The 15,382-nt window shown below is 58.6% G+C and carries 7 protein-coding genes and 4 pseudogenes; 6 read left to right on the top strand and 5 right to left on the bottom strand.

Annotation, left to right across the window (positions count from 1 at the left end; translation table 11 throughout):
* Positions 1 to 13 precede the first annotated feature (13 nt).
* Complete coding sequence (locus QY049_RS35360; protein ID WP_128929889.1) at positions 14 to 1,402, bottom strand: transposase; 1,389 nt, start codon at positions 1,400 to 1,402, stop codon at positions 14 to 16.
* A gap of 72 nt (positions 1,403 to 1,474) precedes the next feature.
* Here QY049_RS35360 and QY049_RS35355 point away from each other — a divergent pair.
* A pseudogene (locus tag QY049_RS35355) lies at positions 1,475 to 1,735 on the top strand (transposase); the annotation flags it as partial.
* 301 nt (positions 1,736 to 2,036) lie between these two features.
* Here the strand turns inward: QY049_RS35355 and QY049_RS35350 are convergent.
* Positions 2,037 to 3,271: pseudogene (locus QY049_RS35350) on the bottom strand (IS110 family transposase).
* Positions 3,272 to 3,520: 249 nt separating this feature from the next.
* On the opposite strand from QY049_RS35350, the pseudogene QY049_RS35345 reads away from it, so the two are divergent.
* A pseudogene (locus QY049_RS35345) lies at positions 3,521 to 3,765 on the top strand (transposase); the annotation flags it as partial.
* Between the two features lie 2,635 nt (positions 3,766 to 6,400).
* Positions 6,401 to 7,207, top strand: a complete 807-nt coding sequence (locus QY049_RS35340; RefSeq protein WP_128929890.1) for a LuxR family transcriptional regulator — start codon at positions 6,401 to 6,403, stop codon at positions 7,205 to 7,207.
* A 1,897-nt stretch (positions 7,208 to 9,104) separates the two neighbouring features.
* Here the strand turns inward: QY049_RS35340 and QY049_RS35335 are convergent.
* Together QY049_RS35335 and nolL are read right to left on the bottom strand one after the other, a co-directional pair.
* Positions 9,105 to 9,391: pseudogene (locus QY049_RS35335) on the bottom strand (transposase domain-containing protein); the annotation flags it as partial.
* A gap of 9 nt (positions 9,392 to 9,400) precedes the next feature.
* Positions 9,401 to 10,531: a nodulation factor fucose acetyltransferase NolL gene (gene nolL, locus QY049_RS35330; protein ID WP_128929892.1), complete on the bottom strand. Its 1,131-nt coding sequence runs from the start codon at positions 10,529 to 10,531 to the stop codon at positions 9,401 to 9,403.
* 919 nt (positions 10,532 to 11,450) lie between these two features.
* On the opposite strand from nolL, the gene dctA reads away from it, so the two are divergent.
* Positions 11,451 to 12,746 carry a C4-dicarboxylate transporter DctA gene (dctA, locus tag QY049_RS35325; protein WP_128929893.1) on the top strand — a complete coding sequence of 432 codons (1,296 nt, stop codon included), beginning with the start codon at positions 11,451 to 11,453 and terminating at the stop codon, positions 12,744 to 12,746.
* 839 nt (positions 12,747 to 13,585) lie between these two features.
* Positions 13,586 to 14,257 carry an FkbM family methyltransferase gene (locus QY049_RS35320; RefSeq protein ID WP_128929894.1) on the top strand — a complete coding sequence of 224 codons (672 nt, stop codon included), beginning with the start codon at positions 13,586 to 13,588 and terminating at the stop codon, positions 14,255 to 14,257.
* 169 nt (positions 14,258 to 14,426) lie between these two features.
* On the opposite strand, the gene QY049_RS39175 is transcribed toward QY049_RS35320, so the two are convergent.
* Positions 14,427 to 14,573 (bottom strand): hypothetical protein, encoded by a 147-nt coding sequence (locus QY049_RS39175; RefSeq protein ID WP_128929895.1) that lies wholly within the window; start codon positions 14,571 to 14,573, stop codon positions 14,427 to 14,429.
* Between the two features lie 355 nt (positions 14,574 to 14,928).
* Here QY049_RS39175 and QY049_RS35315 point away from each other — a divergent pair, with 355 nt between their 5' ends.
* The gene (locus tag QY049_RS35315) at positions 14,929 to 15,237 is read left to right on the top strand and encodes an integrase core domain-containing protein (protein ID WP_128929896.1); all 309 of its coding nucleotides are present in this window, start codon (positions 14,929 to 14,931) and stop codon (positions 15,235 to 15,237) included.
* Positions 15,238 to 15,382 lie beyond the last annotated feature (145 nt).

Below are 15,382 nucleotides of genomic sequence, written 5' to 3'. Positions count from 1 at the left end.
AGCGACCGGCCTATCATGGCCCTCGCGTCAAAGCCCGCGCTACGGCGCGATCTGAAGCCGCAAACGCATTTTGAGGGACAATCCAAGACAGAATAAGCGCAAGGAGAGCGGTTGCCAGCCGCTTGAGGTTGATGGCGGCGGCCGTCAGGTAGGCCTGGATCTTCATATTCGGTAGACCGCGCCGTACGGCGCGCGCCAGCCCATGCCAAGTTTTGGCTTCGCCGTGGAATCCCTCTGAGCGCCAGCGATGGCGTTGATAGAGATGTCGATCCTGCTTACTCCATCGCTCGCGACGGCGGCGGGCGCGCAGCAGTGCCGGATAATGGTCACCGACAACGACCGCTTTGTTAACCCGCCCTTTGGATAGGCAATCCCGCTTGAGCGGACACCGGGTGCAATCCTTCGCCTTCGCGTAAAAGAAACGGCCGTGCTTGATGGGCCGCGCGGGGCGCAAGATACGTCCTCGCGGGCACTTCAAGATGTCGTTCTTGGCATCGTACCGGAAGCGTCTGAGCGGTACGCGACTCTTGATTGGTTCGGCTTTAGCTGGGATGAGGGCATCAATGCCGCGCCGCTCGAGCGCGCCGTAGACTTTAGCGTAGGCATAGCCCGCATCGGCGGTGACGACCTTGATGTCGATGCCCGTAATCGCTTCGATCTCATCGACTTGCGGCTCGATCATCTCTCCTTCGTTCGTTTGTTCAGTCGTGACCGCGACATCCAGAATGACACCGACCTTGTCATCGACGGCAGTGTGCTGCTTGTAAGCGGGTTCCAGCCGCCGGTTTCGGGCATTCGTAGCCATTGTCGCATCGGGATCAGTCGTGCAGACCTTTTTGTACTTCCCGCTTTGCCGGCCCTTTCTCTCATCCTCGCTTTCATCTTCGCTTTGATTTTCGCTCAGCACATCCACCGCATGCTGCTCGGTGAGGCTATCCCAACTCACGTTGGCGCGGATTAGCGACGCATCGATGTGAACCACTTCGGCTGTTGCGATCTTGGCCTTCAGACAGGCCTGGACCGTGCGTTTAAAGATCCTACGGAATCGCTCTTCGCCCCAGCGCTGGCGGATGCGCGTCAGGCTGGAATGGTGCGGTAGCCGCTCATGCAGGCCATAACCAGCAAACCAGCGAATGGCGATGTTAACCTGAGCCTCTCGGATCAGCTTGCGATCGTGTACGATGCCGGTGAGCAGACCCGCGAGCATCAGGCGGACCGCGGCCTCCGGATCGACGCCCGGCCGACCGTCGTTCGCGCTATAGCGGTCGGAGACCTCTTCCCTTAGCCAAGATAGGTCGAGCACACGATCGACCCGTGCCAGCACGTGCTCATCTGGGACGAGCTGTCTGAGCGAGCCAGTGATGAAGAGCTCCAACTGATCCCGCTCCTTGCGCCCCAGCATCTCGTTTGCTCCGCCAATCGCGAATCGCCGACGAGAACGGAATCAGCCAATTGCAGCTTTTTCAACGACCCCCGCGTGCACTTCATGCGCAACGCGCTGGCGCATGCCGGCAAGAGCGGCCGGCGCGTCGTCTCCTCCTTCATCGCCACCGCCTTTGCCCAGGACCATGCCGAGGAGGCGCGGGCGCAATGGCGGCGCATCACCGACCAGCTCCGCCCCAAGCTCCCGAAGCTCGCCGCCTTCCTCGACGAGGCCGAAACCGACGTGCTCGCCTACATGAGCTTCCCAGCCGCGCATCGCGCCAAGCTGCACTCGACGGATGAGATGGACAAGCGATTTCTTCAGACCGAGACGACGACTGCGAAAATCGCTGTAAGTCCATTCTTTTGTTCGGTCGCGCGGGTCATTCTTCCGTCCCGGCCACCGATCACGCAGCCGCCGCGCGCAGGGGCGGTCAAGGCTGGCCGCATTTGCGGCTACCGCAAGGCTTGGCCATGATCCGCCCGAGCACGGCGGCTGCGTGGAACGGGACTGGCCCGGCTGGAAGTTGCCGTCAGCTGCGATTATGATTGTTGGGCGCGGGCGACCTCGTGGCGAAGCGTGACGCGTCGGCTGCAAGCGTCACCGGACTGCCCTATTTTGTCTTGCCGAACTGAGGCGCCCGCGCGCCGGTTTTTGGCCGCCGCGCTTTCCATTGCGACATGAACCGTTCGTAGCTTCGCTCCGCCTGGGCGGCAATCGACATCTCGCCATCGCGCAGCGCCTTGATGTTGCAGGTATAGGCTGGTCCACGCCGGTTGCCTTTCTGTTGCGGATGTCCGGCTTGAAGTTGCATCGCGCGGGTCTTATTGGCGACCATCGCTGGGCGGGCCCACAGGTAATCTTCGCCCCTTGTCAACAAATGCCAGCAGAGCACAGTGAGCTTCCGAGCCACGGCGACCGCGGCGATCTGGTGGCCACGCCGCGCACGGATGCGCACGAAAAACGCATGCAGTGGACCGGGCGCCTTGGCCGCTGCCCAGGCCGCCTCAACCAGTATGGCGCATGCGTGACTGCGGCCGATCTTGCTGATTCGACCGTGATGGGCGGCTCCCAGTCCCGACTGCCGCACCCTCGGGTTCAGCCCGAAATAGCTCACCAGCTTCTGCGGGCTGCTGAACCGGCTGATGTCGCCGATCGCCGCCACGATCCCGGTAGCGACTGTCACATTCACGCTGGTGATCGTCATCACTCTGTTGACCGCGGAATCGTCGATGGCGTCCTGCGCGATCTCGCGGTCGAGCAGGGCCAAGTCCTCCGCCAGCCGGTCGAGCTCACGAACGTGCCGATCGATCGCCGCGCGCTCATCGTCCGGAAACTGTTGAGCGGCCAGCCACGCCCGGCCGCGGGCATTGAAAAGATCGGCATGCGAGCACTTTGGGATCAGGTGCGCATTCAGGATCGAATGCACTTCGTTCTTGAGCCGCGTGCGATGCCGCACGACCTGGTAGCGCCGCGCCACCAGCCTGCGCTTGCGTTCGGTCTCCGCATCAGGCGTCCAGATCTGCGGCAGGGAGCCCGCCGCCTGCAGGCTGGCGAGTGTACCGGCGTCGATCTTGTCAGTCTTGACGTGCGCCTGAGCGATCGCCTTCACCTGCAACGGATTGGCGATAGTCACCCGCGCCACGAATGGCGTCAGCACCCGCGACACCGCCATGCTATTTCCAGTCGCCTCGATCACCACTTCGTCGGTCGACCGCAGACTCTTGCCCATCCTTCAAGGGCGGCCCGGGTCATGTCGACCCGGCCCGCATGTCGAAGGATGCCGTCTTTCCAGATTACCACCTCGCCGAAGGTTCGGTGAACATCGATACCAATCACGCGTCGCATCTGCGCGTCCTCCCTTCCGTTGATTATTGCGGGAGCGGCGGGCGACACGACAACTACGGACTCGCGCTCACGGCGCAACCGGGCAAGTCGCAGAGGCGGCCAGCTACTAACACGAGCTCTCGGCTCATCGTGTGTATCGGCCTGCCCGCACCTTCGTGCTCCCGGTGCCTCTGTCCCGATGGTCGCACCATACGCCACGATGTCGAACACCGCAGCGGAACGTTGGCACCGAGAACTCTCATACCGGTTACCAATCCGCTCGAACGGGTCAATGGCGAGATCAAGCGCCGCACCGAAGTGGTCGGCATCTTCCCCAATGAAGACGCCATCGACGCCTCGTCGGTGCGATCCTGCTCGACCAGAACGACGAGTGGGCGGTCCAGCGCGGCCGCTACATGACACTGGAAACCATCGCCCCGTTGGGCGATGATCCCGCCGTCAGCTTCCCGGCAATCGCCAGCGACCGATCCGGCCCATGCCGGCGAACGCGGTGACCCGCACTCAGCTACACCACGCCACGGAACACGATCTCGAATTGGTCGCAAATCATAAGAGTTTGTCGCTGATCTCGTAGCTGCAGAACTCCAAGGCCGGCCCCAATTAGACTCGAGCCAGGCTGAGTGTCAGCGCTTTTGGGTTGAGGCGCAAGGGAGAGCATCAATTTTGCCCCACGCATCGTCGCGCGGCTCTGGGCTCTTACATCATCACGCGCCCAATCGAGACCGTAACTCCACGTCCCACTGATTGGGCCGCACGAACGAGTACGGTCCATCAGGAACTTGCTGCGAGGTCCTCGAAGCAGCACAGTTCTTCGAGTAACAGAACGTAACAGCTACTCGTTGCACTACAAGCTTCTACTCTGTTGAAGCGAACCAGCGGACACTTCGCTTCTGATCGAGGCAATCAAAGGCAGCCGCGAGGATGAGCGACGGCATGCCACAATACCCATGCTCCTACCTAACACAACGGCAGACAGCGCTTCGAGATCGCCGAGAGAACAAGTCGATTCGGCTCCATCAACGAGCCCTCGTTTGAGACCCGACAAGCGGTCCTTTGGCACCCCTGCAAAGCGAGCTCGCGAACCAGCCCCTTGCGCGCGGATTAACGGCTCGATCATCCACCGCTAAACGCGCCATCTTCTCGCAGATCACAAGACGTTCGGCGTCACGGAGCATGGAGCGAACTGCGACCATGCAGCAAGGACACAGCGCTTTGCACGGCACGTGCCGCGAATCACAAATAGGTTGGCCTAAGGCCCACTCTCATCTGTTATCGTCTACGATCGTCGGGGCGGTCCGGCAGCAGCTGGTCGTGCCGAACCCGCCCCTAACATCACCACAAGGGAGGCGGGATGGTGATGCTTCTTTGTAGGCAGCAAGAGCCGTGCCTCGACTAACCAAGAGAGAAGAGGGGGACACGCTGAGAGGCGACAAGATGAACTCACTGCCCTGCATGCCGTCGCATAGAAGTAAGTTGCCAAATGAGCGTCGAGTTCTGGCCAAGACTAGATAAATTCCATGCGATGGACAGGCAGCCCGACCACGGAACGCTCTTCTGGCATTTCCTTCGAAGCGAGCCCACCGGCCATGACCACCGTTCCGCAACCATCCTTGTATTTCCCGGGGAGCGAGGCCAGCCGAGGTACGGTTGCGATGGCATTCGCGCAAGCGGTAGTCACCGCTGAGATCAGGAGCGAAACGAGCGGCCGAGGACGGTGGGCCGGCCGAGCCGGGTCCCTTTTCGTACAGAGGCGTTGGATAGCGCGCATGCGACGTTTTTTTGGGGGCACACCTCTGTGCTCCTCGTCTGAAACGAAACACCTCACCGCGCCAGCCGTGCTCGGCTGACTTGAATGAGCTAAAGCGAGAGCCCCTTGGGTCCCAACAACTGTTTGTTTTAGATCGCTCCATAACTAGCGTTGATCTCTCACAATTTGTCTTGGCTCAGCAGAGTGACTGACAAGACGCTTACCTCCCAATATTCCGCTAAAGCAAGGCCTCGCTAGACGGCGTAAATCGCCGCATCTGAGCACCGTATACGCTGGTGTTATTAGCCGCTTGACGGTGCCTTCGATACCGCTGAGAGCGGGCACCACGCTTAGCCCGGGCATGCGGCGGCCAAGAGATCTCACGATAGAACATTGCAGCGCGCCCGACTGTCATGCCCGAAGATCGGCGATCGTCTTTTGAGAACGGAACCCAAATCAACACACCTGATTCAAACGTGCCGCTTAGGTCAGGGTCTCTCGGCCAGAGCCGCTCCTAAGCGATAACGGATTTCCTCAGGAAGTTAGCGAGCTCTGGGCAACTGCGCTCGCGTGGCATCCGATCGATACCCCTTGGGCCATTTCGGCTGACCCATAGTCCCTGTTTCATTGTGATCGCCTGCTCGCGATCACAAGCGAAGACTTCCATCTTCAAGAACAGAAGTCACCGCTCTCGCCCATCAGCTGTGCATTACCCGCTAGTTCTATTGTGCTCCTAAGCACGCGCATCACCACGGCATTCTTAACAACAATCGTAACATGGCGCCTGCATGCAGCTGGTCGACCCAGCGGCACGCAACTTGCTCACCGAGCATAAAAGCGTTGGAGATCCACATGAGCAATGGCTTCGTAGCTTGTCCCCACTCAGACACCGAACAGCGGCGCATACGCAATAGGAACACCGCAAGAAAGCGCGTCAAACCCGGTCATAGAGTTGTGAATGCTCACGACAACCGCGCGACGCTGACCTCGCGATTACCTAAAAAGTTACGTCTTTGCGTTCATCCGAGCCTATGTGGACGCCGCACGCGCCTTAAACAAAGCAGGGCCTTTAGGCAGCACGTCGTTAGTTTTGCTCGCCGGCTTCCGCAGCGCCGGTCCGCCGGATACATCCCGCTCGTCCTGCACGAGTCGGAACAAGCGGCGCATCACACCGTAGGAGCGACGCCACCGCCCGCACCCAGTCTTATGCCAAAGCGCCAAGAAAGGCAGTCGCTACTACCGTCTCGGAGTGAGGACCTACAACCAAGCCCGCTGGTCCTCATCTCGGCGGCCACCGGGAGACGGATGACAGTCGATATCAGTCGGACCGCTCGTCTACCCCGCAATCAACTCCCCAAGCATGAACCCATCGCGTGGCAGCTATGAACTACGACTTGATCAATTGCGCAGCCAACACGCAGTCGCTTTCACCTCTGTTCCAAATGCTGGTAAGCAAAGCAGGAAAGCTGGGCTTCGGTTCAGTAGCATATGCGGCAGTAACATACGCCCCGCCCAAACGCCTTCGTGAAAGTCCTGCCCCCATGATCGCCTCGAACTTTCCATCCCACTGGAGTAAGCCCTACGCAGAACACGAATACGGCAATATAGACCCCGCAATTCATCGATCACGGCGTTTTTCACGCCCAATATGCTGGGAGGAGCTGTCTGCACGATGTCGATTGCTGCCAGAAGAGCAACGCGCACTGGATTTCTACAAAATAGCGGGCTTTAAGCGCGGCATAAGCGTTCCCCTTTTCGCAGCGCAGGGCCATGTATCCGTGGCGCTGTTTGCCTCCGAAAGCGATCGGGCTGATCCGAAAGGCTCCTTACTTCACCTCGCCGCACTGGCCTCTCAATTCCACATCGGTTATGGCCTTATCGCGCCCCTACCAGATGAGAACCGATATCTGAATGTTACTTTCACTCCACGTGAAAAAGAGATCCTCTTGCACGCGGCGGAAGGCAGGTCTTCCTGGCATATCGGCCGGCTCCTCCACATCAGCGGGAATTCAGTCGACTTCCACATGAAGAACATTATGCGAAAGATGGGTACAAGTACGCGCACTGTGGCAATCAGAGAAGCCTACCGCGCCGGCCTTATTCACTACGCTTCCCCAACGAACGAGGAGTGCCGCTTCTCAAAGGGACATACAGTGAAATCGAAGAACCGTACTTTGGCAAGGCAATGAAGCATGGCCGCTGCCGGGTGCCCACAAGTTCAGACGATCCCCTGAGCTTTTCTGGTCCTGATCCGACGGATGCCCGGCGCGCGAACTGCTCAGAGAATAATTCCGGTGCTACCGATCCAACGCTGCGCTTGGTCACGTCCGGCTAAGTGAGAACAACCATAGCTTGCACCCGAAGTGATGGATAGTTCGCTTACAATGCTCGACACTGCGCCGCCTAACTTGCGTGGGAGATCAACACGTTCGCTGCGCCCCGATTTCTCAGGCTCATGCCGCGCGGCAATTAGGGTGGAAGCTCCCCACCCAGATTGTCGCGCTATACAGGCTCACTTGCTTTCAAGCGAGAGGAACGGTTGATGCGACTGCGAACAGATACTCCCGATCCATCATGCGCTCGCAAGTCCCGACTGTTCGCGGATCAATCCTTGCTGATGATGCAAATGCGACGCTGGCACATTCAGGCGCTTCCCCCGGGGTGGCGATAAAAGATGCCGCCGAAGACATGCCGCTCTTCACGAATGAGGCTGGCACGGCCGCCGACTAGCGAATGCATCCCAGAAGTGCTTGTAAGCCTTGGCAAGACCGGTGCCTTCCTGATATTGTTCGCGTAAATAGGACACCGGAGCAAGTATGGCAAAACAGGTAAAAAAGAAGATTGCGCGACGCGAGTACAGTAGAGCGGACGTGAAGGAACTCCGCGCCCATTCAAGGGCCAAAACACCGGTCATTCAAATTGCAAAGCTTACAAAGCGTACCGTTGGGTCGCTGCGTCAGAAGGCGCGAAAACTTGGCTTGCCTCTCGGTCACCGGCGCTAATCAGGGTCCTAACTCGATGGCTCTCTATTATTATCCCTCTCGTAACCACGCCATTGATGATGGCATTAGCTAGTGATCCGCCCTTCAGGGGGCCTGCGCCCGAAGCAGCAGTCGTGGGCAACGACAAACCTTCGCTATCGGGCCAGTGCAATTCTCTCGTGTTCCATGTGGATTGGAACGTGCGGGGTCGTTCCCGTATTCCACAACATCTCGGTAAATTCGTCGCCCCCCGGGCAGGATGCTGCATCTCGTTCACCCTTGAAGGGAAGGGCGCAAATAGAGCTTGAGCCCCCCTAACCCGATTTGGCGGTTTCGCGATCGCATTTGATGTCTGTATCTCGTCTGGCTTGCCCAATCACAAGCGTCACATTATGCAACTCTCAAAGCATGGTGCCCCGCGGACCACACGAGCTCTGCGCCTGCCGTCACGACATCGCGTTTTGACGAGTTGAGTCTGGATTAGTGCGCTGCATCGCTCGGCTCTCACGAGCTTATCGTGGTGCGGTGATCCATTCATGTGTGTCTACCTTACAGCGATCAGGCGCGAGCATCTCCTGCAAATGGGACGCTATTTAACTTGCTCAGCCGCGAATTCGTCTCTCTTATCTTTCTGATATCCCCTGGAGCTCGCGTACGGTTTTCGATTTAATCCACCAGGTGTGTGCGGCTACCAAGTGGGTTTCAGATAGGTCGGGTAAGAGTGGATGATCGCGCTAGCTCCTGTCACCATGCGCACGGCTCTGCGGGGCTGGTTGAGCGATCCACGAGCCGAATAGCCGGCACTAGCCGAGCCGCGGCAGCGAGGGAGAGCCCCGGCAACTAACCGGATCTAGTGACTTTTATCGCGGGAAAGGCCCCCCGTCCGCCAGCGGCGGGCTCGCCACAAAGCCGTGGGACCGTGCCACGACCCTTGTCGAGGCGTGGCCCAACGCGAGCCGTCGCTGGACTTTGTGCAAGACAGGTTCTCCAGTGGATCTCAGGATGGCGCGTCGCCCGCGAACTGACGGCGATCGTCGAGCGACGCGACAAGCCAGGAATGATCGTGTCCAACCACGGCACAAGTGTAAGCGGCAGGGTGAGGCCGTCAGATGGCGTGGTTCCATGGCATAAGGGCGTGGATTTCGCTGCTCAGCCAGCCGTTGGCGATACGCTGAAGCGTGAGAGCAAGCCAGCGAGCGGATCGACGTTGTTCTTCTTCGCTGTCTGCAACAGTGTCGCGATGGTCGCCCAGGTTCGTCTGCCGCCGTCGCTGCCGGCAAACAGACTATTCTTTCTCGTAATTGTTTGTGGCCTGATGGCGCGCTCGACGATGTTGGAGTCGAGCTCGATGCGACCATCGGTCAGGAAGCGTTCGAAGATGGCACATCTGGCGTCACGACGCTAAACGCTTCTGTCCCAAACGGAGGCCACACGGCCAATAGCGATCCGAGTAGCGCTCCGGCGACACTCCCAGATCCTTCGAAGGCCGCGCACAATCCACTGAATCGCTGCGGCGATGACAACAATTCCCGCCCCTAGCGCCGCAGCGATTGCGATTCTAACTGATAGCTCGAAAGGTCTTTCAAACGAAATAAAGTCCATCAAGCGGAACACGGCGCCCTGGATCAGATAAAGGACCAGCGTACGCTGCCCAAGACCTACCGCAACGAAGAGAACCACGCGACTAGAACAGCCAAAGCGCCAGACCTGCAGCAACACTTCCATTGCAATTGCCGAGGCAGATGCAGAGCCAAGAAACATAAGCAACACTTGCTTTGTATCGTGAACCAGTACTAGGTTGTTGTAGGCGTAGGTTGTTTTGTTCCAGTTGAAATAGCACGCACAAGCCATTCCACTAAGCAAGACCATCAAGAGCGATTTGTATCGTGAGATTATGGCCGTCCGCCATTCCTTCGAATGAGCGAACACGACTCCAAGGCAAAAGAATGGGTAAGTGTATCGCGCCAATGGCACTATCGAAACTGTCAACGGAGTGAGGGCAACAAAGATCGCTGACGTGCCAATCACCCAGGCCGATACCCGGCCGCACAACGCGAAAAGACTCCTCATGACGAGGAATGAGGCAAATGTGGTCCAAATGAACCAATATGAGCCTACTAGCTCCTTCGCAAGGTCAAACAGTACATCACGCAGGCTTGTTGGCACTGACCCCGTAGCTAGCTTGAACGCCCCCAACTTGATTGCTTCGAGAAGCGTGCCGCAAAATAGCGCCGGCAGCAACAATTGCTTCACACGATCAGCGACGCTGCGCGACAGCGACTTGTAAACTAGCGCTCCGTGGGACAAATAGCCGCTTATCGCCATGAAGAGCGGCATGTGAAACATGTAGATGAACTTGAAGTAAGGCGAATGCCAATATTCGTTATTTCTACAAATAACGTATTGTATCAAATGTCCGATGATCACCAAGATGATGAGCATGCCTTTAGCAAAATCAAGGCTTAGGTCTCGCGGCGCTCCTTTGAGCGCCTGCGAACTACACTCGGTTGATTGTGCTGAGCAATGAAACATGATGCCTCGGCATGCGATTTACGACCCGCGGAGCGCCAGTTGGGCTGACCCGATCGGGCTCGAAGGCTTCCCGACCGATTGGTGCACCCTCCGACGAAACTGACGTAATCATTGCAACGAATGCGACAATTCCGCCGTTCCGTTCCTCGTCTTTGCTCATCTTTCCAGATTGGTACAATCGGTTGTATTGATGCGACACATCCAGATGGTGAATGATGTGAGACGATCGCCGCCCGGCCACCGTTACCAGAGCTCTTGCACAATTAGTCGTCTTGCTACCCGCAATCAATCGGCTGCGTTTACGCACCCCATGGTCTCCGCAATAATAAGGCTCTCCTTGAACAGTAACACTCGTGGCACGCAGTTTGCTCTTTTAGGGCAAAGCTCACGAGAATAGGGGAGGTCCGCATGCACACTTCGTCTGCATGATCCAGATGCCCGGGAATAACCAGATTCCTCATCCCGTTACTATCATGCGCCACGCAGCCTGATCGATCTCGAAGAAGAACGCAGTCTTCTCTAGCGAGGCGCCCTTAGACATTGGATGCAGGAACGTGAAATAGTGAAGTACCTGCGCTTACGCCCACAGACCCTCTTGGCGGAACGCTGCGACTGGGAGATGAAGGTCGTGATTTTGGATCACCTAGACTGGGAGCGTGTAAGGCAGCTATTGCCCGCTGACCGGTGGCGACGAGGCTGCGCAAAAACAGCTCAATCGCTGGCTCTTTTTGGTTTGATCCACGACAGCCTAAAAATACTCGAATGAACTCGGGATCGGCCTGAGGCGAAACCGCTTAAGCCGCCTTCCTGAGCACGCCCACATGCCCCAATAACATGCCGGCCACTATGCCTCACTGGCGCTGCCAACGCCAAAGCTCGTTCTGCACACTGGGAGCCGATCGCCAGGAAGGATGGAGACATGACCAAACCCATTGGAGGCGTCGGGCGCGCCGAGCAGCCGCGTGCCGGAGCCCGCTCACATAAAATGCTATATGTCCAGGTTTTGGCGGCAATTGCTCTCGGCGGCATCGTCGGCTGGCGCTGGCCGCACCTGGCCACTAATGACTGGATCAAGGCGCTGGGCGAGGGCTTCATCAAGTTGATCAAGATGGTGATCGCTCCGATCGTCTTCTGCACCGTCGTCTCCGGCATCGCCCATATCCATGATGCCAAGAAGGTCGGACGCATCGGCGTGAAGGCGTTGGTCTATTTCGAGGTCGTCTCCACCTTCGCGCTCATCATCGGCCTCATCATCGGCAATGTCGTGAGGCCGGGCGCGGGCTTCGGCAGTGCGGCGGCCAACGCGCAGGCGGTCGCCAACTACGCCAAGCAGGCCGAAGGCCAGAAGTCGGTCGACTTCATCCTGCACATCATTCCCGACACCGTGGTCGGCGCCTTCGCGCAAGGCGAGATCCTGCAAGTGCTGCTGTTCTCCGTCCTGTTCGGCTTCGCTATCCTGGGGCTCGGCGAACGCGGCCATTTGATCCGCAGCTTCATCGATGATGCCGCGCATGCGGTGTTCGGCGTGATCTCGATCGTAATGCGCGCGGCGCCGGTCGGCGCCTTCGGCGCGATGGCCTACACGATCGGCAAGTTCGGGACCGGCGCGATCCTCAATTTGATGGGCCTGATCGCGACCTTCTACGTCACTGCGGCCCTATTCGTGCTCCTGGTGCTCGGCATTATCGCGCGCCTTGCCGGCTTCTCGATCTTCAAGTTCCTCGCCTACATCAAGGACGAGCTGCTGATCGTGCTCGGCACCTCGTCCTCGGAGAGCGCGCTGCCGTCCTTGATGGAGAAGCTGGAACGTCTCGGCTGCTCAAAATCGGTGGTCGGCCTCGTGGTGCCCACGGGTTATTCGTTCAATCTCGACGGCACCAACATCTACATGACGCTAGCGACGCTCTTTATCTCGCAGGCGCTCGGCTACGATCTGACGTTCAGCCAGCAACTCACGATCCTGCTCGTGGCGATGCTGACCTCGAAGGGGGCCTCTGGCATCGCCGGTGCAGGCTTCATCACGCTGGCGGCGACGCTCGCGGTCGTAGATCCACGGCTCGTGCCGGGCATGGCCATCGTGCTGGGCATAGACAAGTTCATGAGCGAATGCCGCGCGTTGACCAACCTCTGTGGCAACGGCGTGGCCTGCGTGATCGTTGCCTCGTCCGAGGGCGAGCTCGACCGAGAGACCTTTAATGCGGCTCTGAGCTATTAGTTGCAGCCGTTATGGCCGTCATCTCGCACCCTGTCATGGCGCGGCGGCCTGCACGGTGCACAAGTTGGTATGAACATAGGTCTTGAAACCGAGCACCGGAGCCGTTCACTCGGCAGTATGTCAACGGCCATTGATGCCATCTTTGTAAGTGACGTGCCATCGTGGTGTCGCACATCAACTTAGAGAGGGCAGGGCATCGGGTCCCCACCTAAGTTTGAATGACCATAATCATCGCGAGTGCGGGTGGCCCCGTACGCCCGGCAGCACGCGGCCAGACCCCAGGCGCCACCATCGGACGGTGATTGCGCGTGTGTTGTATTTAAATGACCTTTTCGCTGGCCTCTGGAGGCCAACTATCCATTAGCCAAATATAGCCCATCATTGAAATCGATTGTACAGCCGAGGGTGGGCCGCGCAATAGTAAGCAGCAGCTCGGTGCGAGCTCGCAAATAGAGATCCCTCAATGAATATTAGGGCGCAGAACGCTACCGGAAACACGATTGTTGATACGCTCCTATTTGCCTACTGCTTGGCCAGATCTCACCGATTGTGGACGCTCTATCCAACCATAGGGTTGCCTGTCTCGCCTCCGATCGCGTGCTCTCGGGTAGCCGCACCGTTTCCTCGACCTCGCAATTTCCACTTGTGAACGCGGCTCTGAGCCAAAGGCTACTTACCCCGGTCAATGATCCGCCAGAGCCTCGCAACAGAGCTGCCATTGCCCTCTCAACGTTGTTACTCGTTACTCGACGAGTGCCCTTATTGAGCAACCCGCCAGCACCTCCCAGGCTCCTGGTTCCACCGGTTAACACACATCGCAACGAAAAGGATAAGGACAGATGCTAGAGTCGTTACCTACACTGGAAATACACCAGAAGATCGTTTCTCATCTTCGGGTCACATGCCCGGTTATCTTGGACATTGGATGCAATGATGGTAGCGACACACAGCGATTTCTTGAGCTGTGTCCAGACGCCAGCGTATACTGCTTTGAACCTGACCCTCGCGCAATAGCTCGCTTCAAGGAGAATAAGCGTCTGGCTCGACCCAACGTGGCGCTCATGCAGCTCGCCATCAGTGATCGAAACGGTACCATCGAGTTTCATCCGAGCAATGGGGACGGAGATGCGAGGGGGTGGGACTTATCGGGCTCCATACGTAGACCCAAAAATCACCTTTCAGAATATGATTGGGTTCGCTTTGATGACTCGATTCTGGTCGAGACCCAGCGACTGGATGACTGGAGCGGCGAAGCTGGTCTCAGCGGCCCTGTTGATCTAATCTGGATGGATGTTCAAGGAGCTGAGTCGGACGTAATCGCTGGCGGTCAGAAAACCCTGGGCAGAACACGGTTCATCTACACCGAGTATAGTGACCGCGAACTGTACGAAGGCCAGCTTTCACTGCGCTCCATCCTTGACCTCCTTCCCGCGTTCGAAGTGGTTACTCTGTATCCGCGAGAGATTGAGGGCGACGTTCTGCTTAGAAACAAGGTGCTCCGGTCTGTTTGAGGAAAGCCACGCTCGGCAGAGTGGATGACCGACATGCGCGGTTCGCGGGCTTGTTTGTACCGCAGCACTCCTATCGCGGGGCCGACGATGAAGTGGCAAGTTGCCGAAGCTTTGTTTGCATACCGCCTAGGGTGGCTCGTTGGCTATCCAAAGCGCGCCAGGATACGGCTCAGACAATTCCCAGCCCGGAGGCATGCATGGGCAGATCGCAGGTGGCGCATAGATCGATGCGTTCCCGTGGGAGATGCTCCGCCAGTGGCCGGCGGGCTGGCTTGCGGCGCTCGAACGATGGCACCGCCATCTTGTCCGCAGCCACCTGAGACCGGTCTGGACTGCCCAGCTTTTTCCTCCAGGCCAGCGAGCTGCAGCTCGAGCCAGTCCAGCAATGCGCCTCGCTCCGGAGGACTGTCCGAACTGCTCGTGCTGGAGCTTCTTGAGCGTGAGCTTCTCGATCTCTCGATCAGCTAGGTCCCCGCTTGCCTTCCGCCCCGCCGGCGAACCGGACTTACGTCCGCCGCGCAGGCTGTCTGCAGCGTCCGAACCGCTGATCGCGCAACCGATTTAACTCCATTGAGCGCGGCAACTCCAAGATGGTGGTCAACGACAACAGCGAGGCCGACAGCAATGGCATCATGTCGTGGGCTGATCAGAGCCGCCTAGCCTGGCACTAAATGGGGCCCGGCAAGCCTATGCAGAATGCGCATCGAAGACTTCAATGGCCAGCTGCGGGGCGAGCCGCTGTTTACGTCCCTGCCCAGGCCCGTGTCGTGCCTGGGTGCCGGCGGGCCGATTACAACGACGCGCGACCACACTCCCAGCTCGGATGGAAGACCCCGTTCGGGTTCGTCTTCACCTGCCGGGATCTGGCACTGCGCTATGCGAAGGCTCCGCGTCAGCTTGTCGCGCGGCGATCAGGATGGAAGGCAGCGTCAATCAAGGTGAGAGAGTTTCGCTGGGCTCGTGACGTAGGGAGGGCGTAGCCCGACCGGAGTTACGAGCCCAGCGTCGGCGCGATCCCGAGGAGGACCGCGCCGACTGGTGATCGCGGCCGGCGGGGTTATGCAAGTGGTTCTTCCGCCAAGAGGAATCACTCGCGTGCCCGGCCGACACATCACAGATCACCAG

This window comes from Bradyrhizobium sp. WYCCWR 13022, from assembly GCF_030435535.1.
Lineage (GTDB): Bacteria > Pseudomonadota > Alphaproteobacteria > Rhizobiales > Xanthobacteraceae > Bradyrhizobium.
Note: the sequence above shows the minus strand (reverse complement) of the source record. Positions and strands in the feature narration are given on the sequence as shown.

Coding starts and splice junctions, on each gene's coding strand:
- QY049_RS35360 (WP_128929889.1), bottom strand. CDS start 1,402: ATGCTGGGGCGCAAGGAGCGGGATCAGTTGGAGCTCTTCATCACTGGC.
- QY049_RS35340 (WP_128929890.1), top strand. CDS start 6,401: ATGAACTACGACTTGATCAATTGCGCAGCCAACACGCAGTCGCTTTCA.
- nolL (WP_128929892.1), bottom strand. CDS start 10,531: ATGTTTCATTGCTCAGCACAATCAACCGAGTGTAGTTCGCAGGCGCTC.
- dctA (WP_128929893.1), top strand. CDS start 11,451: ATGACCAAACCCATTGGAGGCGTCGGGCGCGCCGAGCAGCCGCGTGCC.
- QY049_RS35320 (WP_128929894.1), top strand. CDS start 13,586: ATGCTAGAGTCGTTACCTACACTGGAAATACACCAGAAGATCGTTTCT.
- QY049_RS35315 (WP_128929896.1), top strand. CDS start 14,929: ATGGGGCCCGGCAAGCCTATGCAGAATGCGCATCGAAGACTTCAATGG.